General features: G+C 42.9%; 20 protein-coding genes and 1 tRNA gene. 11 read left to right on the top strand and 10 right to left on the bottom strand.

The genetic code is table 11. The annotated features are described in order from the left end of the window. Positions 1–19: 19 nt before the first annotated feature. The 4 genes from FW774_RS13280 (at position 20) to FW774_RS13265 (ending at position 2,829) form a co-directional block, all read left to right on the top strand. Positions 20–265, top strand: a complete 246-nt coding sequence (locus FW774_RS13280; RefSeq protein ID WP_149348680.1) for a hypothetical protein — start codon at positions 20–22, stop codon at positions 263–265. Positions 266–410: 145 nt separating this feature from the next. Then, positions 411–1,118, top strand: coding sequence for an RteC domain-containing protein (locus tag FW774_RS13275; protein ID WP_149348679.1), 708 nt, complete (start codon positions 411–413; stop codon positions 1,116–1,118). 90 nt (positions 1,119–1,208) lie between these two features. Next, a complete protein-coding gene (locus FW774_RS13270; RefSeq protein WP_149348678.1) occupies positions 1,209–1,499 on the top strand; it encodes a helix-turn-helix domain-containing protein in 291 nt (96 codons plus the stop codon). Positions 1,500–1,638: 139 nt separating this feature from the next. Continuing rightward, positions 1,639–2,829, top strand: coding sequence for a hypothetical protein (locus FW774_RS13265; protein ID WP_149348677.1), 1,191 nt, complete (start codon positions 1,639–1,641; stop codon positions 2,827–2,829). Between the two features lie 26 nt (positions 2,830–2,855). On the opposite strand, the gene FW774_RS13260 is transcribed toward FW774_RS13265, so the two are convergent. Beyond that, positions 2,856–3,593, bottom strand: coding sequence for a hypothetical protein (locus FW774_RS13260; RefSeq protein ID WP_149348676.1), 738 nt, complete (start codon positions 3,591–3,593; stop codon positions 2,856–2,858). A gap of 331 nt (positions 3,594–3,924) precedes the next feature. Here FW774_RS13260 and FW774_RS13255 point away from each other — a divergent pair, with 331 nt between their 5' ends. After that, complete coding sequence (locus tag FW774_RS13255) at positions 3,925–4,524, top strand: hypothetical protein (RefSeq protein WP_149348675.1); 600 nt, start codon at positions 3,925–3,927, stop codon at positions 4,522–4,524. Positions 4,525–5,066: 542 nt separating this feature from the next. On the opposite strand, the gene FW774_RS13250 is transcribed toward FW774_RS13255, so the two are convergent. Then, positions 5,067–5,139 (bottom strand) — tRNA-Phe (locus FW774_RS13250). A 182-nt stretch (positions 5,140–5,321) separates the two neighbouring features. Here FW774_RS13250 and rpsT point away from each other — a divergent pair. The 6 genes from rpsT (at position 5,322) to rny (ending at position 11,474) form a co-directional block, all read left to right on the top strand. Next, entirely contained in the window at positions 5,322–5,576 is a 255-nt protein-coding gene (rpsT, locus tag FW774_RS13245) for a 30S ribosomal protein S20 (protein WP_149348674.1), read from the top strand. Between the two features lie 81 nt (positions 5,577–5,657). Then, complete coding sequence (gene radC / locus FW774_RS13240) at positions 5,658–6,359, top strand: RadC family protein (RefSeq protein WP_149348673.1); 702 nt, start codon at positions 5,658–5,660, stop codon at positions 6,357–6,359. 269 nt (positions 6,360–6,628) lie between these two features. After that, a complete protein-coding gene (pheT, locus tag FW774_RS13235; protein WP_149348672.1) occupies positions 6,629–9,031 on the top strand; it encodes a phenylalanine--tRNA ligase subunit beta in 2,403 nt (800 codons plus the stop codon). Positions 9,032–9,082: 51 nt separating this feature from the next. Beyond that, on the top strand, positions 9,083–9,394 hold the full coding sequence (locus FW774_RS13230; protein ID WP_149348671.1) for a hypothetical protein: 312 nt from the start codon (positions 9,083–9,085) through the stop codon (positions 9,392–9,394). Positions 9,395–9,416: 22 nt separating this feature from the next. Next, positions 9,417–9,707, top strand: a complete 291-nt coding sequence (locus FW774_RS13225; protein ID WP_149348670.1) for a cell division protein ZapA — start codon at positions 9,417–9,419, stop codon at positions 9,705–9,707. A 213-nt stretch (positions 9,708–9,920) separates the two neighbouring features. Further along, positions 9,921–11,474 carry a ribonuclease Y gene (gene rny / locus FW774_RS13220; RefSeq protein ID WP_149348669.1) on the top strand — a complete coding sequence of 518 codons (1,554 nt, stop codon included), beginning with the start codon at positions 9,921–9,923 and terminating at the stop codon, positions 11,472–11,474. 95 nt (positions 11,475–11,569) lie between these two features. Here rny and FW774_RS13215 read toward each other — a convergent pair whose 3' ends face one another. Genes FW774_RS13215 through FW774_RS13180 form a run of 8 tightly spaced genes read right to left on the bottom strand, consistent with a single transcriptional unit; the run spans position 11,570 to position 25,874 of the window. Continuing rightward, a complete protein-coding gene (locus FW774_RS13215) occupies positions 11,570–12,208 on the bottom strand; it encodes an HAD family hydrolase (RefSeq protein WP_149348668.1) in 639 nt (212 codons plus the stop codon). Beyond that, positions 12,208–14,526, bottom strand: coding sequence for a GH92 family glycosyl hydrolase (locus tag FW774_RS13210; RefSeq protein WP_149348667.1), 2,319 nt, complete (start codon positions 14,524–14,526; stop codon positions 12,208–12,210). Before FW774_RS13210 ends, FW774_RS13215 begins: the two co-directional genes overlap by 1 nt. Positions 14,527–14,545: 19 nt before the next feature. After that, positions 14,546–15,907, bottom strand: a complete 1,362-nt coding sequence (locus FW774_RS13205) for a sugar porter family MFS transporter (protein WP_149348666.1) — start codon at positions 15,905–15,907, stop codon at positions 14,546–14,548. Between the two features lie 10 nt (positions 15,908–15,917). After that, positions 15,918–17,741, bottom strand: coding sequence for a class I mannose-6-phosphate isomerase (locus FW774_RS13200; RefSeq protein ID WP_149348665.1), 1,824 nt, complete (start codon positions 17,739–17,741; stop codon positions 15,918–15,920). 21 nt (positions 17,742–17,762) lie between these two features. Further along, entirely contained in the window at positions 17,763–18,980 is a 1,218-nt protein-coding gene (locus FW774_RS13195; RefSeq protein WP_149348664.1) for a glycoside hydrolase family 88 protein, read from the bottom strand. Next, positions 18,977–20,245, bottom strand: coding sequence for a glycoside hydrolase family 88 protein (locus FW774_RS13190; protein ID WP_242457825.1), 1,269 nt, complete (start codon positions 20,243–20,245; stop codon positions 18,977–18,979). The genes FW774_RS13195 and FW774_RS13190 overlap by 4 nt, the downstream gene beginning before the upstream one ends. 7 nt (positions 20,246–20,252) lie before the next feature. Beyond that, positions 20,253–23,024 carry a glycoside hydrolase family 2 protein gene (locus FW774_RS13185; protein WP_149348663.1) on the bottom strand — a complete coding sequence of 924 codons (2,772 nt, stop codon included), beginning with the start codon at positions 23,022–23,024 and terminating at the stop codon, positions 20,253–20,255. A gap of 21 nt (positions 23,025–23,045) precedes the next feature. Next, positions 23,046–25,874 carry a sugar-binding domain-containing protein gene (locus FW774_RS13180; RefSeq protein WP_149348662.1) on the bottom strand — a complete coding sequence of 943 codons (2,829 nt, stop codon included), beginning with the start codon at positions 25,872–25,874 and terminating at the stop codon, positions 23,046–23,048. Positions 25,875–25,974 lie beyond the last annotated feature (100 nt).

Raw genomic sequence — 25,974 nt, 5'->3', positions numbered from 1 at the left:
AACACTAACAATTTAAATTATGGAAACCCCAGCACCTTACCACACAGCAAACACACAGTTTAATAATGAAACAGCTATCAAAGAGCTGTTAAAAGTTATCGACAAAGACGCAATCAACCAATTTCTGGACCATACATTTTTGGGCTATATTAAAACTCAGGAGTATGCAGAACAGGAAGAATTAAAACGGTCTGATAATGTTTTTGCCTATCAGATGTTAAAACAATTCTTTAATAACATCAGAAAGCCGGAATCCACATCTTAAACAACATTAAACCAACGGGGGAAAATAGCATTTAAGGTTAACTAAAGTTTGCCGTTTTTACCCACCCGGTCAAATTAAAACGACTTTCCCCAGGAAACACCAGCCCCCGGTTTGTATAGTATAACTCCACTCAATTACTTGCATAATGAAAAAGGACGATCACGAAGAAAATAATAAAAAAAATAACCACATTCTTTCAGAGGCTCCTGAATTTTATGATTCAGTAGGATTAAGTATTAATAGGATGCAATTGATGTTTGATGAATACAAAGAAATTTATCCTAAAGCCTTAGAAAGTTTTAAAAAAAATATTGATGGTTCTGAAACAATGTTTATACAGCGAGAGATTGAAGTATTTAAAGAAATATTAGAATTTACAGAGCAAGAATACACCGAAGAGGGCATTGTTAGAGGTTCTTATTTGTGGGATATAAAAGAATATTACCGTCCTTGGATTAAACGAATACACTACATTTTTTTTAAACATAATAACACCATAGTAAACTCTAATCTACAGAAAATAGAATTTTTAGAAACCCGGGCCAATGAACTAGGCATTGAAATAGGAACACAAACTAAATCTCATAAAATGACAGTATCAAATATACGTCTTGCTATTACGCCATCGCAGTTCGCAGAATTAATTACAGCATTGCATGAAGCACAAGCGTTCAAGACAATAGATGGAAAGAAACTGCACCGGGAAGATTTGATAAAAGTTTTTGAAAATACATTTAACTGCAAATACCCTACATTCAATCAAACGCTCTCCCAGTTAAAAAAACGCCAAAAAGAAAAATCTCCCTTTTTGCTTGAACTAGCGAAGGAATTTGAACGCTACTGCAACCAATGAAGCAAAAAAATGTATTTAGTAATAATTACTAAATAAAACCTCCTTTCTTTCTTTTATTATTTCGTGTTGCATTTAATCATTAAACAGATTATGACAACACAAATTTTCACTTCTTTAGATTCTACAGCGTTTAGAACCCTGTTAGCTGATTGCGTAACCGCAGCTGTCAAAACCGAAGTAGCTCAATTAGTACAACCCCAGGAACCGGTTAAACAAATCCTTACCCGCAAGGAAACAGCCGAACTCTTAAACATTTCTCTACCAACTTTACACGATTATACTAAGCAAGGTATTATCCAGGCATATCGCTTAGGTTATAAAGTACGGTACAAAAGGGAAGATGTATTACAGGCACTCAATGCCATTAACTACAAAAAGTAATGGCTGCGGCGATAGTGTTATACCTGATTGAGCTTATCAACAGGAAGTTTGGAAGAAATGTATTAACCACGGCAGACAAGTTAACAGCAAAAAAAGAGGGCCGTTAAAGGCCCTCCTTTTTGTTCAATTATTCATACAGATGTATGACTTTGTAAAGATAAGGATTAGCGAAAAGGATTTTGCAAAGAACTTGCAGAATAATGGGCTGCTGGAATTTACTACAGCGGTAAACGAGAAAACAGGAGAACTGAAAGACGGTGTTTACACAGCAGAATATAAAGATTTAAAGTTTACCATTTACCCGTCTGGCACAGCCGAAATAAAAGGAAGTCTGCATAAGTATTGGAACAACGGCGAACATAATTACAATGACTTTCATTTATCCGATATCAAAGACGTTATTAATGATCTTTCCCAAACTTTCGGAATAAACCCAAATACTGCACGTTTAGAGAATTTAGAAATAGGATTGAACGTCTCCCCCGCTTTTAACCCTGATGCCTTTTTAAATAGCCTTATCGCCTATAAAAATACGCCTTTTAGTACAATGAAAGTAAAAGGACAGGGAAAAGGAAAAGAGGCGTATTTAAACCAATACGGAATAAAGATTTATAATAAGGGGTTACAGTATAGACAACCGGATAATATTCTGCGGTTTGAGAAGAAAATAACAATAATGGACTGCTTGAAAAAAGGACACGTTTATTTAGCCGATCTAACAAAGCCCGAATTTGCAGAACATGGATTACGGCAGTTATGGGAAAGTTACAATGAAGTAATTTTAAAAGAGCCTGTAAATAAATCACAGCTGACCAAACCGCAGCTGCGGGTTTATGATTTAGCCTTAACCTTTGGAAGTTGGCAGGAAATGACACGTAAACAACGGTATGATAATAGGCGGAAATACACCGAAATAATACAGCAGTTTGGAACGCTGAAACTGCATGAAACAGTAAGGGAACTGCTAATAAAAAAAGGTAACGTTTTGAGCGGGATTTCTAAAAAAGATACAGCAAAAAACAGTAACGTTTTGAGCAGGATTTCAAATGAGAAACGGAAACGTTTTGAGCGTTCAGTTATAGTATCAAAACGTTACTTTATACCTCCTGTAGAAACACCTGAAAAAAGAGCCTGCCAATCCTGCGGAAAAGACATTTCCCACCAGTCCAAAAAATCAAAGTTTTGCAGTGCAAAATATGTAGGATATGAGCAGGCTCATAAGTGCCGGAATACTAATAGTAACCCACGGAATAATTTTGCCCGGAAACTGAAAAGATTAGAGCTTAACGGATTACTGTTTGATGTGAAGCCGTATATGTATACAAAGTGAATTTTATAGCTAACTCTTGGCTATCCTTATTTCTTTTTAGTATTCAAAGGATAAAAATTGCCCAGTATCCCTAAATACTTCTTCTTTGCATTATTATCATAACTTCCCCATGAGTAAATTGAACAAATTAAATAATTTTTGTCCCGTCCAATGTTCCTATTGCTATTACTATGGAGATATGATGTAAAGTCAGAGCGTGAGGGGTTTGTTGCAATTAGAATTAATAAACTGCCTATAACTGTAGCAAGGAGAGCTTTGTAATAGTTCTTATTTATCTTTAATCTCTTTAATCCAATATTTTTAATATTTCTGATTATAAATAAAAGGCTGAGAAGTAAAACAAGTACAAAAAAACTGTTCAAAAGTAGTGAGTTGTTGGTGTTTGTTTTTTTTACGCTCTTAATTGGCTGGCTAATAATTAATGATTCTTGATTTTGGACACTGTCCTTATATTCAGGATATTTCTTAATAATCCGCATTACAAGCTCGTTATTGTCAACATGTTGGTATTGGGGATATTTGGCCTTTATTTTTAATGCAAAATCGTTAATGGTATATTTTTTCACGGGAAGATTATCAAAGGGATTAATACTTTGTGTTTTTTTTACTCCAGTATTCCCTGATTTCTTCAGCTTGTATTCAGACAGCGCTTTTAGAAATGGATTTTTATTTTTGGAAGAATCTGATACAGATTTGTATGAGTCATTCACTAAACTGGATTGCTCTTTGCTAATCCTTAGGTATAATTCTTTTTTTTCAGACATGGTTAGTTTAAAAACTTATTGCCTATCGGCTTTTACCATACTAACCTAAGTATTTTTCTTGAATTGGAAATAAAAACGAATATTGCTATTTCTCTAAAATAAAATTGTTTATTTGGTCAAAATGCCTTCAAATATCTCCAAGCTATATGAGTGTACAATCAGCTTGCCGGATTGATGATTTTTATAAATGATTTGTCAAGAAGTTTGCAGAAGTGGTGTTATATACTATAATTTAAAGGCATGATAAATAGTATTAAATAATCATGGCAGTAAAGTACCTAACAGAGGCTCACAAGCTCAATTCAGAAAGAGCGATGAAGAAAATAAAAGAATGGAAGAAATTGCCGATAGACTACGAAAAAGCGTTGAAGATGCAAGAGGAACACTTGAAAAGAGCAAAGGAAATGGAATTTTATCAATCCAGGACCAAAGAGATGTAGAAAACCGGGTTGCATTTGATTATGCAAAAGAGAATGGTTTATGGGTTGATAACTTTTACTCTCTTGGGAACCCGTATAAAGGAGGTAATGAAAATACCATTGTATTAGATACTGAAAACCACGTTGTGTATAAGAGCAATAACCTGTTTAATTCTCAATTTCTTATTTCCGGTCTGCTCAAACAGATCAGAATACACAACGAATTATTTCCCGAAACGAATTATAAATTAGTAGGCTTTACTGGAATTGATTATGGGAAAAGTCGCCCTCCTTATATCGAGGTTGTAATGAAACAGGATTTTATTAGTAATTTCACAACACCCACTCCGCAAGAAATTGCTGATTTTATGAGTCTGCTTGATTTTGAGCAAGTAAGCGGAACCTCATTTATAAACGGTCAATATACCGTATCAGATTTATATCCACGAAATGTACTTAAAGATGAAGATGGTATAATGTATGTTATTGATGATATTGTTTCTGAATCCTAAACAGCCTTTTATTACCCTGTACATTCTGTAATAGCTCATCTACGAACAGAACACCTTGTAAAGTTAATCTAAACCGTTTATGCTTCACATTCATTGATTTGATATTACTATTCTCACTTATAAGCTCATGGGTGATAAGTTGGTTTAATGTCAATAGTTCTATGGCTTTACCCGCATCATAATAGTTAATGCCCAGCATTTTCATAAAATCATTTCTTAACAATGGCCTGCTGTTATAAAGGCATAAGAGAACGTACAAGCTGAGAACAGAGAATTTACGGCCGTTTATACCTTTGTTTTTTAAATGCCGTGATACGGTCTTAAAATTCAGGAGAACAGTTTGAATAACTAAGCTTATATCTGCCTTGGGAGTAATGGCCTTATTCCGGATGTGTATCTGCATAGCTGATTTTTCAATAAAGATACCGGAAATTGCCGGCTGAAAGTAGATGCGCTTCAAAAAAGTGTACCCAAAAATGTACCCGCTGTAAAAAACAAAACCCTCAATTCATTTAGAATCAAGGGTTTAGCTGTTTTATTTGTGGTACCAGCTGGAATCGAACCAGCGACACAAGGATTTTCAGTCCTTTGCTCTACCAACTGAGCTATGGTACCCGCCCGTTTGGGACTGCAAATGTAGTGTCTTTTTTTATTTCAGAAAATATTTTTTGATTTTTCTTTTTACCTCCATCCACATAAAATAAAAATTCACTTGCTTAATTACAAACAACATCCTATATTTGCATCCCGATAAAAACAATCGGCATTTAAGTATAAAACGGATAAAAAGCTAAGAAATGGCAAATCATAAATCAGCTATTAAGAGAATAAGGGCAAATGCAGCGAAACGTTTACGTAATCGTTACCAGGCGAAAACCACACGTAACGCAATTAAAAAATTACGCAGCACTACTTCTAAAGCAGAAGCAGCACCGCTTTTAACCAAGGTTATCTCTATGCTTGACCGTTTGGCAAAAAAGAATGTAATTCACAAAAACAAAGCCTCTAACAATAAATCAAAGCTGACCCGTTTTGTTAACGGCTTACAATAATTAAAAAGATAAAAATTTTTAAAAGGACGTTGCTCAAACAACGTCCTTTTTTATTTATATTGGTCAGACCGTTTAAACCACATGAGCCAATATAACGAGCAGAAAATACCCATCAAAGCCTGGGCAGAAGCCGATCGCCCACGTGAAAAACTCATTGCAACAGGTCGCCGCAGCCTGACCGATGCCGAATTAATAGCCATATTGATAGGTTCCGGCAACCGCGATGAAACCGCCGTGGAGCTAAGCAAACGCATTTTACATTCATTAGGTAATGACCTCGACCGGCTGGGCCAATTATCCGTAAAAGAACTTTCGCGGTTTAAAGGTATAGGTCAGGTGAAAGCCATTACCATTATAGCCGCTCTGGAGCTTGGTCGCAGGCGTAAGGATGCCGGTGCCAAAAGCATCACTAAAATTACTACCAGCAAAGATGCATACGACATTTTGCGGCATTGTTTTGAAGATGTTACCCACGAAGAATTCTGGATCCTACTGCTCAACCGCTCGAAAAGTGTCCTCTCTTATCACCAGGTTAGCCGAGGCGGACAGGCCGGCACGGTAGCCGACCCGAAAATCATTTTCCAAACAGCGCTTGAGCATCATGCAGCCTATATTATTTTGGCACATAACCATCCGTCAGGCAACCTGAACCCAAGCCAGCAGGATATTAAACTGACCGAATCTTTAACCGCTTCCGGCAGATTGCTGGATCTTCCCATAGTAGACCACCTGATTTTTACAAACAACGGCTACATCAGCTTTGCAGACAGAGGATTATTGTAGTGGGTAGCCTCTCCCCAACCCTCTCCAAAGGAGAGGGAGTAACTTTTACTCCTTAATCTTGTCTCTTGCTTCTATGCTCTTGCTTCCAGTCTTTTCTGTCTTTACCGACTTCCGGACTATAAGCCATGAACCATAAGCCATTAGCTACCCTATGCCTTAAACCTTCTGCCTTCTAACCTTCCACCTTTCTCGCTTTCGGTCTTTTCCGACTTCCCGACTCTCTGACTATGAACTTTTTTCTATCTTTGCCAGTCTATTAATAACAGCGCATGAAAATCTCATATAATTGGTTAAAACAGTTTATCGATACCACCAAAACACCACAAGAATTATCGACTATTTTAACCGATATTGGGCTCGAAGTAGAGAGTTTAGAAAAGGTACAAACCATACCCGGCGGACTGGAAGGATTGGTCATCGGTTATGTAAAAGAATGCGCTCAGCATCCCAATGCCGACCGTTTACGCATTACAAAAGTTGATGTAGGCGGCGCTGAAGAGTTACAGGTAGTTTGCGGCGCACCCAATGTTGCCGCCGGGCAAAAAGTTGTGGTTGCTACTGTTGGCACTACCGTATATCCGCTGTCCGGGGAACCCTTTAAAATCAACAAATCAAAAATACGGGGCGAAGTTTCGGAAGGCATGATATGCGCCGAAGATGAAATCGGGTTGGGCAAATCGCACGAAGGCATACTGATTTTGCAGCCGGATGCCACTGTGGGAACTCCCGCCAAAGATTATTTCAATATTAAGGACGATTACCTATTCGAGATTGGCCTAACCCCCAACCGGGCCGATGCCGCATCGCACCTCGGCGTTGCCCGTGACCTGGCCGCTTACCTGCGTATACCGGTTGTAATGCCCGATGTAAGCGCTTTCGCGATAGGCAATCATAATCTTACCATTCCCGTTGTTGTAGAAAACGAGCAGGCTTGTCCGCGATATTCTGCCGTTACCATTAGCGGTGTAACTGTAAAAGAATCACCCGGCTGGCTGAAGGAGAAACTAAACATCATCGGTGTCAGGCCCATTAACAATGTTGTTGATGTAACCAATTATGTGCTGCACGAGTTAGGCCAGCCCTTACATGCATTTGATGCCGACGCCATAAACGGGCATAAGGTGGTGGTAAAAAACTGTACCGAAGGTACGCCTTTTACCACGCTTGATGGTGTGGAGCGTAAATTATCATCCAGCGACCTGATGATTTGCGATGCCGAAAAACCTCTATGCATAGCCGGCGTATTTGGCGGCATAGGTTCAGGCATTAACGATAATACCAAAAACGTTTTCCTGGAAAGCGCCTGGTTTAACGCGGTTTCTATACGCAAAACATCCAAAAGGCACGGGCTCAAAACCGATGCTTCTTTCCGCTTTGAGCGGGGCACCGATCCCGATATAACCATTACAGCGCTAAAACGGTCGGCATTGCTGATCCGGGAAGTTGCCGGCGGAGAAATATCATCAGAAATATCCGATTTCTACCCGCAAAAAGCTGAACCGTTTAACGTTACGGTAACCTATGCCAATATCAATCGCCTGATAGGCAAGGAAATTCCACATAACGAGGTACGCGATATTCTAACGGCGCTGCATATTAAAATTGCAGCCGAAACCGCCGAAGGTCTGCAATTAAAAGTACCTCCTTATAAAGTAGACGTTACCCGCGAAGTGGATATTATTGAAGAAATACTACGTATTTACGGGTACAATAACATTGAAATTCCGCAACAGGTAAAAGCATCGTTAATTCCTTCGGCCAAGCCCGATAAAGAGCTGGTACAAAATAAAATTGCCGATATACTTACCGCTAACGGTTTTTATGAGCTGCTGACCAACTCGTTAACCAAGTCTGCTTATTACAAAGGAGCTCCTGATACCGTGCAACTCCTTAACCCGTTAAGCAGCGATTTGGACACCATGCGCCAAACACTTTTGTATTCCGGGCTTGAGGTAATCGCCTATAATCAAAACCGCAAAAGCTCTGACCTGAAACTATACGAGTTCGGGAAGACTTACCGGAAAACTGACGACTGGTTTGCAGAAAACAACTGGCTGGGAATATGGCTATCGGGCAATGCGCATACCGAACGCTGGAATGTAAAAAGCAAACCGGCAGATTTTTACCATCTCAAAGCTGTTGCCGACGAGGTGATCGATCGCTTAAATATTACGGGATACACGGTTGAAGAAACCGGTTTGCCGGATCTACAGTATGGTTTAACGTACCGTAAGGGCGAAAAAATATTGGCCGACTTTGGCAGCGTCAACAAACAATTGCTTAAAACCTTTGATATTTCACAGGATGTATTTTATGCTTCGTTCGATTGGGATCTGGTTCTAAAGCTCATCCGAAAAAACAAGACTACATTTGCAGAAATACCTAAATATCCGTCGGTACGCCGCGACCTTTCTATGCTTATTCATAAAGATGTCCGGTTTAATCAACTCAGGCTGATTGCACAACGCACCGAAAGACATCTGCTAAAATCAGTAGATGTATTTGATGTGTACGAAGGAGATAAACTCCCCGAAGGAAAAAAATCTTATGCATTAAGCTTTATCTTGCAGGATGAAGAGAAAACGCTTACCGATAAGCAGATTGATGCCATCATGCAAAAATTAATTCTTAACTTAGAAAAAGAAGCCGGAGCCGAAATACGAAAAAATTAAACAGAGCGCATAAACATACGTAAACAGAAAACTTTAGTGTAATCAAGTGTCATGTCGCAGTTAGCAAATCAGTTAAATGAAGTTATTGAAAAAACAGCAAAGCTGATTGATTTGTGCGCTACGTTGCAGGAAGAAAACAATGTATTACAACTTGAGAATCAATCGCTAAAGCAGGATAATGAGGTTTCAAAGAAAAATATTGCAGAATTGGAAGAACGTCTGCGGGTATTGAAGCTGGCACGCTCGCTGGAAGGCAAAAACGAAGGTTCTGAAAATACTGATGAAAAAAGCCTTGACATCAAACAAAAAATTAACGATTTTGTGCGGGAAATAGATAAGTGCATTGTATTGCTTAAAAAGTAATACAAAGTGAAACATAGCTCAAATGGGAGAAATCTCCATTAAAATAAATATTGCCGACAGAATCTACCCCTTAAAGGTAGCTATGGAGGAAGAGGAAGTGATAAGGAGGGCAGCGAAGCTGATAAATGACCGCATAAAGGAATATCAGGAGAATTATGCGGTTCGGGATAAACAAGATTTGCTATCCATGTGTGTGCTTCATTATGCTACTGCTACGTTAAAAGCAGAAAAGAAAGTAATTAATGAAGACACCGAGGTAGCCGAAAAAGTATATCAGTTAGACCAGTTGCTTACTGAATTCTTCTCAGAATAATACGTTCTTTATCAATACTGAGCGCCAAAGATTTAACCGCAGTTAAATTTTTAGGTTTCACTATTTTAAGCTTAACGCTTCTATATTAGAAGAGTAAAAGAACATGTCAAAAGCGTGCTTTTGCAAAATGTGATACTCTAAACCTGAATGAAGAAGCTTTTAATACATGAGACTTAGAATTTAGTTGCGGTTTTTTTATATGATAGATTAATTATGGAAATTATACTTTACGTTTTACTCGGAATAGCCATAGGCGTATTTATAGGGCGGTTTTTACTCCGCAAACTGCTCAAAGGGCAGGAAGTGTCAGCCCAGAACAAGGTCAAGAAAATTCTGAAGGAGGCCGAAAACAATGCCGAAATCCTGAAAAAGAATAAATTGCTCGAAGCTAAGGAGAAATTTCTTCAGCTTAAGGCCGAACATGAGCAGGAGATTAACAGCAAAAACAATGCAATCAGTCAGCGGGAAAACTCCATCAAGCAAAAAGAGCAATCGTTAAACCAAAAGCTTGAGAATGCTAACCGCAAGGAGCAGGAACTGGAGAACCTGCGTAAAAACCTCGAAAAGCAAACCGAAATTGCCCTGAAAAAGCAGGAAGAAGTTGATTTGCTGAAAGAACAACATGTTCAGCAACTGGAAACTATTGTTGGCTTATCTGCCGAGGAGGCTAAAAATCAGCTGATGGAAACACTCAAGGAAGAAGCCCGCAGCAAGGCTATGGCGCAGATCAAGGATATTGTGGATGATGCCAAGCTCACTGCCGCCAAAGAAGCCAAAAAGGTAGTAATCCAGACCATACAACGTACGGCTACCGAAGCCGCCATCGAAAATACGGTTTCCATCTTCAACATTGAAAACGATGAAATTAAAGGCCGTGTGATCGGTCGTGAAGGCCGGAACATCCGGGCATTGGAAGCCGCTACCGGGATAGAGATCATTGTAGACGATACACCCGAAGCCATTATCCTGTCGGGATTTGACCCTGTTCGTCGTGAGATTGCACGCTTAGCCCTCCACCGCCTGGTAACCGATGGCCGTATTCATCCGGCCCGTATTGAGGAAGTAGTGGCTAAAACCAAAAAGCAGATTGAAGAAGAAATTGTAGAAATTGGTGAACGTACCGTGATCGACCTGGGCATTCACGGACTGCATCCGGAGCTTATCCGTATGGTTGGACGTATGCGTTACCGTTCTTCGTACGGACAAAACCTGCTGCAACACTCCCGCGAGGTAGCCAACTTCTGCGCCACTATGGCTGCAGAACTTGGGCTGAATGTGAAACTAGCCAAACGTGCCGGACTGCTCCATGATATTGGTAAAGTGCCGGATGATAACCCGGAGCTGCCGCATGCCATCTTAGGGATGCAGTTGGCCGAAAAATACAAAGAGCATCCGGATGTTTGCAATGCCATTGGCGCTCACCACGATGAAATTGAAATGACCTCGCTTATTTCACCTATTGTTCAGGCTTGTGATGCCATTTCAGGCGCCCGGCCCGGAGCACGCCGTGAGGTAGTAGAGAGTTATATCAAGCGCTTAAAGGAGCTTGAATCCCTTGCATTATCTTATCCTGGTGTAGAAAAAACCTTCGCTATCCAGGCCGGCCGCGAATTACGTGTAGTGGTAGAAAGCGAACGCGTTACCGATGCACAGGCCGAAATCTTAGCTGCCGATATTTCAAATCGTATCCAAACGGAAATGACCTACCCCGGACAGATCAAAGTAACAGTTATCCGCGAAACCCGGTCGGTATCGTACGCTAAGTAGCCGTCGAAAAGGATAAATTGATTTATTTTAAGAGGCCGTCTCATAAGTAATTATGAGGCGGCCTCTTTTTGTTAATACCTCCTAATACCTACTACCTACACTATCCGCATAAAATAATCCGTAAAAGCGCTGAAATCTTCAAATTTCATATCATATCGTTCTGTGGTGCCAAATCCGTAGCTCATAAACACAAAGGGAATGCCGGCAAGGCGGCTTTGTTCGCTATCACCATTGGTATCGCCAACATATACCGGCCGTTTTAGCTGATATTTATCCATCAACAGCTTTATGTTATAGCTTTTAGGCTGAAGATTTACACCATGGGCCATCTCATCGGTGATATACTGCTCTATTCCCGCTCGTTTCATAAATAACCGGATAATACCTTCGGGGCAATTGCTTACAATAAATAACTTGTATTTTTTAGCCAGTTGCGCCAGTCCCGCCTGTACACCTTCGTAAATAACTCCGTCCTTCTCATTCATAAGCGATGTCAGCCAATTACTTACAGATAAATAGGCCTTTTCTTGTACCGCCGTATCGTAGCCTGGTAATAGCTTATCCATCACTTTCTGTTTCTCCCAACCCATCATCGCCATTAATTCCGCTCTTGAGATAGGCCGGTTTAAGCCCGACTCCAGGAAACCTCTGTTCCAGGCCTCTGTATAAACGTTCATCGGATCCCATAAGGTTCCATCCATATCAAAAATGATGCTGTCGGGTTTTATTGACATTATTTTACAGGATCTGATACTTCTAAACTCAGCGAAAAAGGCAGGTCTGCAGGTAATAAACGCCGGTTTTTGTATGGTACAGGCGACATGGTAAAATTAATAACCGCTCCCTGCATAAGCTGCTGGTGACTGAACCAGGTTTTGGTATGGGGTTGCCCATTGCAGGTAACAGATCGGACATATCTATTCTCCGGACCATTCAGTGCTGCATTTATAACCACCTGTTTGCCATTTTCTAAACTCAGGATCATTTTCTTAAACAATGGCGCCCCCATAACATACTGACCTAATGCCGGACATACTGGATAAAATCCCATAGCCGAAAATACGTACCAGGCCGATGTCTGGCCATTATCTTCATCACCACAATAGCCGTCGGGGGTAGGAAGATACATGCGATTCATGGTTTCTCGTATCCAATATTGAGCTTTCCAGGGAGCTCCGGCATAGTTGTACAAATAAATCATGTGCTGTATAGGCTGATTTCCGTGAGCATATTGCCCCATATTGGCTATCTGCATCTCCCGTATCTCGTGAATAACCGATTTATAGTAGCTTTCATCAAATACCGGCGGAAGCGAAAATACGGAGTCGAGCCTTGCTATGAATTGCGTTTTGCCTCCCATCAAATTAATCAAGCCCTGCACATCGTGGAAAACCGACCAGGTATAATGCCAGCTATTACCCTCGGTAAAGGAATCGCCCCATTTAAAGGGATTAAACGGCGACTGGAAAGTGCCATCTTCTTTTTTACCCCGCATTAAACCGGTAGACGGGTCAAACAGGTTCCGGTAATTCCGGCATCGTTCGGCAAAACGGTTTATTTCAGCCTGCGGCCGTTTCAATGCCTTAGCTAATTGATAAATGGCAAAATCATCGTAGGCATATTCCAATGTACGGGCGGCGCTTTCTTTAATTCCTACATCGCAAGGCACATAGCCCAACTGATTATAATAGGCTGCGCCTTTACGCCCAACAGCAGTGAGCGGGCCTTCATGTTCTGCATTTTTTAACAGGGCCTCATATAACGTGTTAATATCGTATCCACGGCAACCTTTCAACCAGGCTTCCGCAACTATCGACGCTGAATTGGAGCCTATCATAATATTCCGTAGTCCCGGACTGGCCCATTCCGGCAGCCATCCTCCTTCTTTGTACGCGTTAACCAACCCTTCCTGAATTTTAGCATTCAGGGATGGATACATCAGATTAAGGAACGGAAAAAGCGCCCGGAAGGTGTCCCAGAATCCTGTATCGGTAAACATATATCCAGCCTCTGTTTTACCGTTATAAGGACTATAGTGCACTATCTTACCATTGGCATCTATCTCATAAAACTTCCTTGGGAAAAGAAGCGAGCGGTACAGGCAGGAATAAAAGGTGCGGAACTGATCTGTTGTACCTCCTTCTACATGTATCCGGCTTAATTCCTTATTCCAGCTAGCTCTGGCTTTCTGTTTAATAGTCTCAAAACTATCCGAACCAATTTCATTCAAATTTATCCGGGCTTGACTATGGCTGATAAACGAAGAAGCAACCTGCGCCTGTATTTTTTCGCCTGGCGAGGTTTTAAAGCCGATAATCGCTCCGACATGATTGCCTTCTAGTTCCAGCTTTTTGTCCACCGTTTTTCCATCGCTCCACACAGTGTTAAAAGCAAACTTTTTATCAAACCGGATGATAAAATAGTTCCTGAAATTATCCGGTACGCCGCCGCTATTTTTTGTGGTATAACCAATAATAGTTTGCTGCTCGGGGATAATTTTGATGTATGAACCGCTATCAAAAGCGTCAATAACCATGTAGGCACTGTCTGTTTGCGGAAAGGTAAAGCGAAAGCAGGCTGCCCGCTCGGTAGGCGCTATCTCTGTAGTTACATCGTAATCTGCCAGGTAAACACAGTAATAATAAGGCCTTACAATTTCCGACTTATGCGAGAACCAGCTTGCCCGTTCGTCTTCATTAATTTTCAGCTTACCGGTTACAGGCATTAGTGAAAACTGCCCGTAATCTTTCATCCAGGGGGAAGGTTGATGCGTTTGCTTAAACCCACGGATCTTATCGGCATCATAGGTGTAAATCCATCCATTACCCATTTTCCCTGTCTGAGGCGTCCAGAAATTCATCCCCCAGGGCAATGCAATAGCCGGATAAGTATTCCCGTTCGAAAGTGAAGGCTTCGAGGCTGTTCCCATCAGTGGATTTACATATTCTACAGGGTCGTACGCATTAGAATGCGCTGTCTGTGCAAAACTTTTCTCTAAAAAGACGATACTACACCATAACACCAGTCCGAATAATCTTTTAAGTATTGTCATAAGCATAAATTGACCTATTCTAATCTTTAAGGGATTTATCTTTTAATCCGTCTTTTTGCCAGGATGCTTCGATCTGCTCCAATGATCGTCCTTTGGTTTCCGGAAGATAGTAAAACACTAAGATAAAGGCGATAAGACAAAATAAGGCAAAAAACCAAAATGTGGCGGCACTTCCTACCCCGTTAAGCATAAGAGGTGTTATCTGCCCTACAATAGTATCGGCCACCCACATTACCATAATGCTAATGGCAAGCGCCCGGCCCCGTATGGCATTGGGGAAAATCTCGGAGGCTACTACGAACTTTAACGGCCCTATAGAGAACGCAAAACAGGCAAGAAATGCCAGTACGCACAAAAATAACCAGATGCCTGTTGTAACTGAGTAATAAAAGCAGAAGCCTGTAAGCAGCAATGCGACAGCAGCACCGGCTGTACCCAGCAAGTATAATGGACGTCTTCCCCATCTGTCTACTTTCCAGATAGCAATTAAGGTAAACAACATATTGGCTACCCCGAAAATCACCTGGCTTGCCAGCGAATTACTCAAGGAAACGCCGGCATTATGGAGTATGCTTGGCCCATAATAAATAATGGCATTGATACCGCTAAACTGCGATAGCAGTGGCAGCAGAATACCGATAAATAAAGCCCTGCGCATACCAGGAGCAAGCAATTCTTTATATGGGCCCTGCCTTTGAATCCCGGCATCAGGCCGACCTGACTGAATCCCGGTTACAGCTTCGGTATTGATCCTGTTACTGATCTCCAGACCTTCGGCATGCTTCCCTTGCAGCATCAGCCATCGCGGACTTTCGGGTATGATAGAAAGTCCCGACATAAATAACAACGCCGGAATTATCCCCACACCAAACATGATACGCCACACTTCGGGAGTGGCACGATAATAATGAAGTAAAGTCGCATTGCTTAAATAGGCAACCAGGATACCAAAAGTAAGTGCAAACTGGTAACAGGTCACCAATCTTCCGCGGATTTTGGCAGGAGCTATTTCTGAAATATACAACGGAACCACATTTGAAGCAAAGCCGATACCTATACCGCCAATAATGCGTGCCGCCACCACCATAGAAAAACCGGGCAAAAACGCACAGCCCAGAGCTGAAAAAAAGAACAGCAATGCCGCTATCAGCAATATCTTTTTTCGGCCCAGCCTGTCGCTCAGCTCTCCGGAAAATGCAACACCAATAATGCATCCTACCAGAGCAGAAGATACAAACCATCCTTCCTGGGCCGGCGTTAGCAAAAATTGTTTCTGGATGAGCGGTAAAACACCTGATATGACGGCCATATCGAAGCCGAATAAAAATCCGCCCAACGATGCTACCAGCGTTACTATGCCCAGGTTTATTCCTTTTTTCATTTGTGTTTAATTACAATGAGGTATCATACTTATACTGTTGAGATTGCCGGGTGTCGTTATCGGAATTAACTTTCAGAAATGCTTTGATAACCTTGGCCCGGCTTTGACCCATATTGGTTAATGTATATGCTTTTGCGGCGGCTGGCACAACAAAGGTTTCCGCATAGTGAAAATATACCGACATACCATTCGCGGTGTTAACGCTTACAGTGCTTCCCTCAACCAGCATGAGCACATGGCAGCAATCCTCTGTTTCAATGGTAAGCTCTGAATCAAATTCTATCCGGTGCACATCATAAAAATGCTCCTGATGTGTTGGCAAATGGATAAGCTGCCAGTCTGATCCTTCTGCAATTACCTGAGGATGTGAGATCAACTCCTTAACTACCCTATCGCCCTTACGGTCAAATCTCAGGTTGTTAAAAGCGTGCTCCAGGTTAATGGGACGCGGCTTTCCGTTCAGATCCAGCCGCAGCCAGTCGTACATCTTAAAGGTAAAAATATAAGGTGTGGCGCTGATCTCTAACACCAGGTTTCCGGCTCCTGCACTGTGCACCGTACCATTCGGAATCAGGAACAGATCGTGCTTTTTTGCAGGTAATGAGCAGACATACCTGGTAATTTCAACTTCAGTACCAAAATCGCGACTATTTTCCAGCTCTGTCCTGAATTTCGCGGCATCAATATCTTCCTGGAAACCCAAATACACATTGGCCTGCTTCTGGCAATCAAGAATATAATACGTCTCGTCCTGGGTGATATTTTCGCCAAAGTGTTCTTTAATGTAGGCTAATGAGGGATGGCATTGTATGGATAAATTTCCTCCGTCCCAGGTATCTAAAAAATCAAAACGAATGGGAAACTCATATCCGAATATATCGGCATGTTTTCCTAAAACGGCACGATGCCCGGTAAACATCAGGAAATCAAAAGAAACCTCCAGTAAATTGCCGTCACTTTCAAACACAAGTCCGTTTTCGGGAATAATCAGCTCAAACGACCAGGCATAATTTATTTCATTCTTATTCAGTCCGTTTATATGCTGCTTCATCCATTGCCCGCCCCAGGCACCGGGCTCAAACCACGGCCGAACCCTGAATACATTTTGGGACAATTCGGATAAGCCAGCCTTCAGGTCTTTTGCCAGCATCCAGTTCAGATCATCCTTCCACTGTACATCCGCTACAATTGTAATACGATCAAGGATATTCTTTTTATGCCCGTTAAAGATCACCCAATCCACAAAGTAAAAACGTTTATACATCGCCGAAGGATTCTCAGGAGCCGGATTTCCGAAATTAGTGACCGAACCGGCACGCATTCTGAATTGCAGCTCATTCTTGGGGAGCTCCAGGTAAATTAAGGGTGCAGACCAGCCTGATATGGCAGCACCGGGCCCTATCAAAATAGTAATACCAGTTTTGTTATCCGGCTGACGTAACCCGCTGATGTCGTAAAAATCGTGAACAGAAAGCGAACATTTTGTACCCCACACAGCATCCGATTCTCCAATAAAGGGTGCAACCAATTGCTGAATTGTTGATTCAGGCTTAAGAAAGTCCGACATCTTTATCCAGTTAACCTTTACTCCCAAACGCTCCAGCTCGTCATGAAGATGCCGCTGTACTTCCTGCCACAAAACACCCGAAAAGCCATCAATCACAAGGTTTTTCTGTCCTGCTATCCACTGAGCCAGCGACTGGTAGCCTTTATGAATTTTCCCGCTACCAACGGAATGGTAAGGATATATGTTATACCCATCCGTATGTTGCGGCTTAACGTTTATGGGTAACAAAGGCTGAGAACCGGAACGCCATGCGCTTGTATCATTCATTATATTGTCTGTAATTTGAGGTTACCTTTTCTTTTTCAATTGCTTATAGCGACTCAGCGCTTCCAGGTAATAATAATCTGCATAAATAAGCGGCACATCGATGTCCGCATTCCTCGGATAATTGCCAACGCCATGTTCTAATATAAAACCGCCATTTGTGCCGATTGAGGCACGATACGCCGGTGAAGACAACGAGCGCAGCATGGTTTCGGCGGCTTTCATATATCGTTTACTTTCTATAGGTGATGCATAGCCGGCCAGCTCCATTAAAGCTGAGCAGATTACGGCTCCTGCCGAAGCATCTCTGGGCACATTGGGAATACCGGGTGCGTTAAAATCCCAGTAAGGAATTTTATCTTTAGGTAAATTGGGATGATTGAGAATAAACTGCGCTATGTGATTAGCTTGTGCCAGGTATTTCGGGTCTTTGGTTTCACGATACATTACGGTGTAGCCATATAATCCCCATGCCTGTCCGCGTGCCCATGCCGATGAATCAGAAGCGCCCTGAACGGTCTGCTTTTTCAAAACTTCACCATTTTTTGGATTATAAATTACCAGGTGATAGGAGCTATAATCGGGACGAAAATGCTGTTTCATGGTGGTATTGGCATGAGCGACAGCAATTTTGTAATAGGATGAATCTCCCGTGAAACGGGTTGCAGCAAACAGCAGTTCCAGGTTCACCATGTTATCGATGATCACCATAAAGCGCCCGGCATCCGAATCCCAGGAACGGATACAGCCCACCTTCTCGCTAAAGCGGGTTGCCAGCGATTTGGCACTATTTACGATGATATCTTTATATTCCGGCTTTGGTTCAATACGATTGGCGTTTCCGAAAGAACAGTACATCATAAAGCCCAAATCGTGCGTAGTTTTATTGAATTGTTCCTTTTTTAATACTTCCAGCTTACGCAAAGCCTCGTGATATAACGCAGTATCGCCGGTCTGTTCATATAGATACAATAATCCCCCGGGATAAAATCCACCCACCCAGGGTTCGGAACCACTGGTTACCAGCTTATCCTTATCCGCATAGTATGTTACCGGGAAACGGCCGGCGGGCAAGCGTTTCATCATGATGTGATACTGCTGTGCCGATTGTTCCAGGCTTTGGCTTACTATTTTTAAAAGGTCAGCCTTTGGTTTTAAGCTTCGCTGCTGTGCCTGTATCGCAAATGGACAAAGCAACAGGATGGCAAAAAGACCATTTTTTATTATTCTATTCCTTATCATTTTCCCAGATTTTTATATCGCAATAATGCCTCTACGTAATAATAATCGGCATACGTAAGCGGCACATCTATTTCGGCGTTACTTGGAACGCCGCCCGTGCTGTGCTTTAAAATAAACCCGCCGTTATCACCTACCGGTGCACGGTAGGCCGGCGAAGACAAAGAAGTGAGCATGGCCCCGGCAGCTTCCAGGTATCTTTTACTTTCCGGTGCTGCCACATACCCGGACAGCTCAATTAAAGCGGAGGCGGTAATAGCTGCCGCTGAAGCATCGCGTGGGATAACCGGAAATTTGGCCGCATCATAGTTCCACTGCGGGCGAAAACCCGGCTGGTTTATGTTAAAATCCCAATAGGGAATTTTGTCTTTCGGCAAATTGGGATTGTTTAAAAAGAAATCGGCCATTTTGCAAGCGGTTTCCAGGAAACGCTTGTCCTTTGTTTCACGGTAAACCATGGTAAACCCATAAATGCCCCAGGCCTGTCCCCTTGCCCAGGTAGAGTTATCGGCATATCCCTGATGCGTTTCCCGGCTTTTCACTTTTCCCGTTTCAGGGTCATAATTGACCACATGATAACTGCTGTAATCGGGCCGGATATGATTCTTCATCGTGGTTTCGGCGTGCTTTATTGCAATATTCCTGAACGAAGCATCGCCGGTTACTTTCGAAGCGAAGAACAGCAGTTCCAGGTTCATCATATTATCAATAATTACCGGGAACTCCCACCAGGTTTTGCCATCCAGCGACTGCACCTTATCCCACGATTTGATGCATCCTACCTTGGGGTTAAACCGCGTTGCCAGCGATTTGGCCGACTGCACCAAAATATCTTTGTACGGTTTATCTCCAAATATCCGGTAAGCGTTACCAAAGCTGCAATACATCATAAAACCCAAATCGTGGGTGGTGGTAACAAATTGCAGCTTTTCAAGCGGCTTCAGATGCGTTAATGCTTCCCGTTTTAAGGTTGAATCTTTAGCATACTCATAGAGATAAAGCAAGGTTCCGGGATAAAAACCGCTGGTCCAGGCGTGAATACCACTGGTAAGCAACCAGCCGTTTTCATACGAACGGGGAAACTTATCCTGCGGAAGCTCTTTCGCCAAAAACATATATTGCTTTACCGATTGGCTCAAACTTTGATTGACCGTTTTTAATACAGCTTTCAGCGGTTTTAACTCGTTCTTCTGCTGAGCAACAACATTAATTGCAGCCAGATTCAGCAACAAAAGCCCCCAAAGGTTAAAGGATTTCTTCATGCTCATCTGCCTTTTATTTCTTTACCAGATTATTCAATTGTTCCGCTGTTAATGCGGTCACCGGCGAAAACGCATTGCTGCCCATATACTGCATCAAACTGTAACGAAGCTGCCGTGCCGCAGGTCGTCTCTCTAAATTATCAGTCAGGTTAATTGACGTCAGCAAGAGTTTTCCCTTGCCAACTTTCGCCTCGATAATATTGCCCATTTTGCGGTTTTTGAAAAAGTTATCAATTACCCTTACTACCGGTTCCATCGGCGGAAGCGAATCAATTACCATTGTTTTTGAGGAAGTAATCAAATCCCACCATTGCCAGTCACTGTAAAAATCTGTAGGAAAATTTTTCAGCGCAGGATGTGCCGGGTCGCATAAGATTCCCATAGTGCCGGGTTGGTCAGGGAAATGTACCGGACTCCAGAATACCGGCGCAAAACGCCCCTGAACGCCCCTGATATGAGCCGTATCGGGATTCAGCAATACCGTTTTTCCATTTTCCAGGTATTTAAGCGCATCTTTAAGCGAAGTGGTGAACAGTACATTTTTGTCCGTTGTGTTTACCTTTTCGGGATATACCCAGATGTTCCAGTGATTTTTGTATGTTGTTCCCTTCAATTCCAGTTCGATGGTTAATGCTTCGGCTTGTACAATCCCGCTTAAAGAAAACGCGATTTTACCTAAGTTTATACCACTACCTACCGGGATATCCTTTCCATCCAGCTCACCGCTGAAAAGTACTTCTCCCTGGCGATTCTTCACCATCCATACCGGCGTGACATTTTTCAGCCCACCAGCACTGAAATTGGCAATTTCCGCTTCGGCTTCAAACTGCTCTGAATTAGTATAGGTTGCTTTCGCGAAACGAATTAATGGCACTACGGCCGATGTGTACAGTCGATGCTCTTCGGGACTGACAAATCCTTTGCTATCCCAGAAGGCATCCAGGATACCCACCAATGCCGTTCCCTGTCCCGGGAAATCATGCAAATCCAGCAGTTGGAAACCACTGATTCCTTTGGTTTTCAACGCCCGTTCTATTTCTTCTTTATATAAGTTGGCGGCGAATTTTCCGCTGGCTTTTGTAAATGCCGGGGCTAAAGCCAGCATATTTTTTCGTTGCAGGTCGTTCCTGATGGCCTTAAAATTCAGCGGGTCAAGCACGCCGGTATATTTCCTTATCTCTTCCAGGTTGGGATAAACTGAATACTGGCCAATTTCATGCGTAATCAGCGGAACTTCCAGTCCGTCGATAGCTTTGGTATAATCGGTTGAAAAATTTGGCGGATAGCTGTTGAAAATTCCCTGCCCGCGTACCCAGCCTTTTTTGGTGTATTGCGTAATGAAATAATCATCGCCCGGCTCCGGCCATGTTCCGTGACCTTTTTCAAAAGTGAACGTTGTGGTGGTGTACAAATGCCGTTTATCCAGCGATTTTAACTCCTGCAGTAATTTACTCAACCAGTTAAAATCTCCCTGCAACTCATTACCCAACGACCACAGGCAAAACGAAGGGTGATTACCATATTCTTCGCTGATTCGCCGGGCTTCTTCCCCAAGGAAACGGTTGGTGCTGATATCTTTGCCTACGGTAAGGCTCCACAACGGAAGCTCTACCTGCAGGTAAAAACCCATTTCATCAGCCACTTCAAAAGCGGCTTCTGGCGGACACCAGGAATGGAATCGCAGGTGGTTCAGCCCATAAGCCTTAGCGGTATTGAACACTTTCATCCAGCCTGCCTTATCCATAGGCGGATGTCCGGTTAACGGGAAAATATTGCATTCCAGCGTTCCCCGCATAAACACCCGCCGCCCGTTTACCTGAATTTCGCTGTTGCGGGCAGTAATTTCGCGTAAGCCGAACGTGGTTTCGGCCATATCTTCATCTTTCTTACCGGTAAGCTGCGCCCTCACCGTATATATATCCGGGCTAAATTCATCCCACAGTAAAGCGTCTTTACCTAGTTCAAGCCGGATTTCTTTTTTTAACTCCCCGGCAGAAACTTTCAAACTGATTTTCTGCGAAGCTGCGACACGTTTATCCTTTCCGATGACCTGAACCTGCAACACGGCATTTTCCGCTTTTGCTAACTTATTCTGCAAAGTTACAGCCACTGTCACCGACTTATCGGCAACATGCGGATAGGTTTGCACCGAACGGATATGCAGCTTATTTTTCGCGATAAGCTGTATGTTGCCAATCACCCCGTTCCAGATAATCTGTGTGCCATCGGTATAAGCATGAGCCATATCCTTATAAGAAATATCGTACTGTTTGCTGTTATCAATACGGATAACCAGCCGGTGTTTGCCGGGAGCAAGTAAGGTACTTACATCAAACCGGTGCGGCACGCTCAGGCTTTCGCCGGAACCGACTTCCTGCCCGTCTATCCATACACGGGTATTCCAAATTACCCGTTCTAAAAGCAATTGAACGTCCTTCCCTTTCCAGTTTTGCGGAATAACAACTTCTTTGGCATACCATGCCGCACCGACGTAGCTATGTTTCCGGGTAAGCTTTAACAGCACTTCTTTTGTCAGCTTATCGGCGGTAAGACCGGAAGGCTTGCCTATCCCCGCATCATCCAGTGTACCGGGTAAATGCACCCGTGTTTCAAACTGCTGCTTATACCATTGCCCCTTCACGCCTACGTTCGCAGAGTCCAGCTTTACAGACCATTCTCCTGCCAGCGAAATCGTCTCCTGTGCTTCGGCCTGGAATATCGTACAGCATAAACTGGCAATAATAAAAACGCTGAAAAATCGGTTTATTACTTGTGTGATAATCATTCGTATTGTTTTTAATTCGGTTTATAAAAGTTCTTTTAATTGCTGCAGGCTAATGTTTTTCTGCGGATTGAATTTATCTGAGGATGCATAATGCAACATGCTATGATACAGCTGACGGGCGGCAGGGTCATTCATCAGTTGCAGAAGGTTAGCCGTGCAAATAAGCAGCTTTCCCCTGCCGGTTTTAAACTCAAAAATTATCCCCAGCTTATGATTCCGGTCGATGTTATCAATTACCTGTACAATGGGCCGGTAAGCTCTATCGGTACCATCCAGAATTAACGGCCGGGAATTTTTTACAATAGTCCACCACTGCCAGTTGCTATAAAAATCTGTAGGAAAAGAATTGAATACCGGATGTTCCGGATGAGTGAAAATACCGAGGGTTCCGGCAGAAACCGGTCGTTTCATATTTTCGGCGGCCCCTTTAAATACTTTCCAGTTCCAGAATTCACTGATAAACTGCCCTTTAACCGACTTATCCCTAATTTCCTGGTGGTCTGGAAAAAGCAATACCCGGCCACCACTGTCCAGCGTGGCAATTGCGTTCTCATCTAATCTGGTAGCAACGGTCACATTTTGGGGAACTGTTATATCTGCTTTCGCAGGATAAACCCATACAGGATATTCCGAACGGAGTTCTGTACCTGTAAGAGCAAGTGTTATTGTTAATTTTTCGGCTTTTGAAATACCCTGTAACGGAAAAGAAATTTTTCCCAAGGGATTGATTTTTCCTTTTTCTGCCTGAACCGGAAGTTTACCGGAAGCAAGTGTTTTATTTTTATCAATGATTGTCCAGGCCAATTCTTTACCCAAAATATTTTCCGCACTGTAATTGACCAATTGTGCATCCGCCGTAAACGTTTCATCAGTTGTCCAGGTGTATTTATCCATCAATAGCTGGATAACCACATCATTATTAAAACGGCGAAATTCTCCGGGTGTAATCAGTCCCTTATTTTCCATAAACGCATTGAGCAGACCAACCAAGGCAGTTCCCTGTCCCGGAAAATCTTCTAAATCCAACAACTGGAATCCGGCAAAACCCGGTGTCCGTAAGGCCATCTCAATCTCTTCACGGTATAAAAGTGCCGCCAGCTTGCCCGATGCCCTGAAAAAATCCGCAGCCTCATCACCCATACCAGCCTCACTTAGCCGCTGCTGAAATATCTTAAAATTCAGCGGCCGTAAAACACCGCTATATTTTGGTATTTCGGTATAATCCGGGTACACCTGGTATTGCCCAATCTCATGCCCAATAACCGGTAGCTTTAATGCCTTAATTGCCGTCGAAAAATCACGGCGTACGGACGGTTTTTGTGAATTGATGATTCCGTTACCGGTATCTTCGGTAGTAGCGAAAGAGCCTCTTACATCGTATTTTCCATCGGGAGTTTCTTTGCCGGTGCGCATAGTCACCCAGAAATCGTCGGTTTTGCCGGGATGCGGCTCGTTATAAAAAGCGTTTGTGCCGTGTGCATACAACCTGCGGGTATCGTCATACGTCCTGAAATCGCTCACCATTTTATTGATAAGGGCTTCATCGCCGACAAGCTCGTTGCCCAATGTAAACAGCACGAACGAAGGATGATTGCCATAAGCATCCAAAATCGCTTTTCCTTCCTGGTATTGAAACTGCGTGTGGAAGGTATCTTTTACAGTAAAGTTAGCCCAATTCGGCAGCTCGGCCTGTATATAGATACCTTCCCGGTCGGCAGCCTCGAAAGCGGCTTCGGGCGGTGTCCATGAATGGAAACGGTAATGATTAATGCCGTAAGTTTTTGCAATGCGGAACAGCTTTCGCCAGGCCGCAGTATCTGTTGGCGGATAACCGGTTAAGGGAAATACACAGCTCTCGTTTTTTCCGCGAAGAAAGGTTATCACATCGTTTATCCTGAACTGTGTCCCTTCGGGCTTAAATTCGCGTAAGCCAAAAACCACCGAAGTGCTGTCGCAAAGCTGCTTTTTCTCCCGGATGCAGATAGCCAATTTGTATAAAGCGGGCGTGTATTCACTCCATAATAACGCTTTTTCACCCAAAGGATAAGCCAGGTTTAACGTGGTATCTTTTCCGGCTAACTTTACCTTAAAACGCAACGGTTCTGCCGTGTGGGTTACCGGCAGATTACCGGAAGCAGCCTGCAATTCCACAACAATATTGCCCGAATACTGTCCGGCATTAAGCAGGCTCAATGCCATATTTACGGTTCGGGTTTTAACATCCGGCGCAAGCCGCACCCGGTCAATTTTCAACTTACCGGTTGCTTCCAGGTACATATCACCGATAATCCCGTTCCAGTTGGTTTGCGTATGCTCACTAAGGGCATGCGACCCGCCGACCGATACCAGGTTGGGTGAATTATCCACCAGGATTGTCAGCCTATGCTTACCGGGAGCCAGCTTACCCGTGAGATTGTACACCTGCGGTGCCGACAGTAAGGTGCTTTTGGCAACAAATTGCCGGTCTACCCAAACCCGGGTTGCTTTGGTACGCTCCAGAAATAATTCCACCTGCTTATCTTTCCACGAGCCGGGAATATCAACCTCCTGTTGATACCAGGCAGCGCCAATATATTGCCGGGTTTGATTCAGGTGTGCCGTTGTAGCCTCACTGACAATAGTTCCTTTTTGGTTCTCTTCCAGAGAACCCGGTAGTTTCACATTTTCGCTGAAACTGCTGTCCTGCCAGTTATTTTTTACACCAATTCCTGAAGCATCCAGCCGCAATTTCCATATCCCGTTAAGGTGAAGTTTTTCCCTAACAGTAGTCTCCTGCGCAATAGTCCGAAGACCGGCAAACAGGAAACAAAGCAAAAAAGCCGAAATATAGGTTATTAACTTCTTTGGCATGATGTTTTATTCCAAAGTTTACTCTCTGAGCCAATTACGGTCATCCTGAGCATATGCTGGTGCGAGCTTGTAGCTCGTATCGTCAGCGGTACGAGCTACA

The organism is Pedobacter sp. BS3, from assembly GCF_008274585.1.
Classification (GTDB): Bacteria; Bacteroidota; Bacteroidia; order Sphingobacteriales; family Sphingobacteriaceae; genus Hufsiella_A.
This window is presented reverse-complemented; position numbering and strand designations above follow the sequence as displayed.

Coding starts and splice junctions, on each gene's coding strand:
- FW774_RS13205 (WP_149348666.1), bottom strand. CDS start 15,907: ATGAAAAAAGGAATAAACCTGGGCATAGTAACGCTGGTAGCATCGTTG.
- FW774_RS13275 (WP_149348679.1), top strand. CDS start 411: ATGAAAAAGGACGATCACGAAGAAAATAATAAAAAAAATAACCACATT.
- FW774_RS13215 (WP_149348668.1), bottom strand. CDS start 12,208: ATGTCAATAAAACCCGACAGCATCATTTTTGATATGGATGGAACCTTA.
- FW774_RS13255 (WP_149348675.1), top strand. CDS start 3,925: ATGGAAGAAATTGCCGATAGACTACGAAAAAGCGTTGAAGATGCAAGA.
- FW774_RS13200 (WP_149348665.1), bottom strand. CDS start 17,741: ATGAATGATACAAGCGCATGGCGTTCCGGTTCTCAGCCTTTGTTACCC.
- FW774_RS13190 (WP_242457825.1), bottom strand. CDS start 20,245: ATGAGCATGAAGAAATCCTTTAACCTTTGGGGGCTTTTGTTGCTGAAT.
- FW774_RS13265 (WP_149348677.1), top strand. CDS start 1,639: ATGTATGACTTTGTAAAGATAAGGATTAGCGAAAAGGATTTTGCAAAG.
- FW774_RS13210 (WP_149348667.1), bottom strand. CDS start 14,526: ATGACAATACTTAAAAGATTATTCGGACTGGTGTTATGGTGTAGTATC.
- FW774_RS13260 (WP_149348676.1), bottom strand. CDS start 3,593: ATGTCTGAAAAAAAAGAATTATACCTAAGGATTAGCAAAGAGCAATCC.
- FW774_RS13270 (WP_149348678.1), top strand. CDS start 1,209: ATGACAACACAAATTTTCACTTCTTTAGATTCTACAGCGTTTAGAACC.
- FW774_RS13225 (WP_149348670.1), top strand. CDS start 9,417: ATGGGAGAAATCTCCATTAAAATAAATATTGCCGACAGAATCTACCCC.
- FW774_RS13280 (WP_149348680.1), top strand. CDS start 20: ATGGAAACCCCAGCACCTTACCACACAGCAAACACACAGTTTAATAAT.
- pheT (WP_149348672.1), top strand. CDS start 6,629: ATGAAAATCTCATATAATTGGTTAAAACAGTTTATCGATACCACCAAA.
- FW774_RS13230 (WP_149348671.1), top strand. CDS start 9,083: ATGTCGCAGTTAGCAAATCAGTTAAATGAAGTTATTGAAAAAACAGCA.
- rny (WP_149348669.1), top strand. CDS start 9,921: ATGGAAATTATACTTTACGTTTTACTCGGAATAGCCATAGGCGTATTT.
- FW774_RS13185 (WP_149348663.1), bottom strand. CDS start 23,024: ATGATTATCACACAAGTAATAAACCGATTTTTCAGCGTTTTTATTATT.
- FW774_RS13180 (WP_149348662.1), bottom strand. CDS start 25,874: ATGCCAAAGAAGTTAATAACCTATATTTCGGCTTTTTTGCTTTGTTTC.
- rpsT (WP_149348674.1), top strand. CDS start 5,322: ATGGCAAATCATAAATCAGCTATTAAGAGAATAAGGGCAAATGCAGCG.
- FW774_RS13195 (WP_149348664.1), bottom strand. CDS start 18,980: ATGATAAGGAATAGAATAATAAAAAATGGTCTTTTTGCCATCCTGTTG.
- radC (WP_149348673.1), top strand. CDS start 5,658: ATGAGCCAATATAACGAGCAGAAAATACCCATCAAAGCCTGGGCAGAA.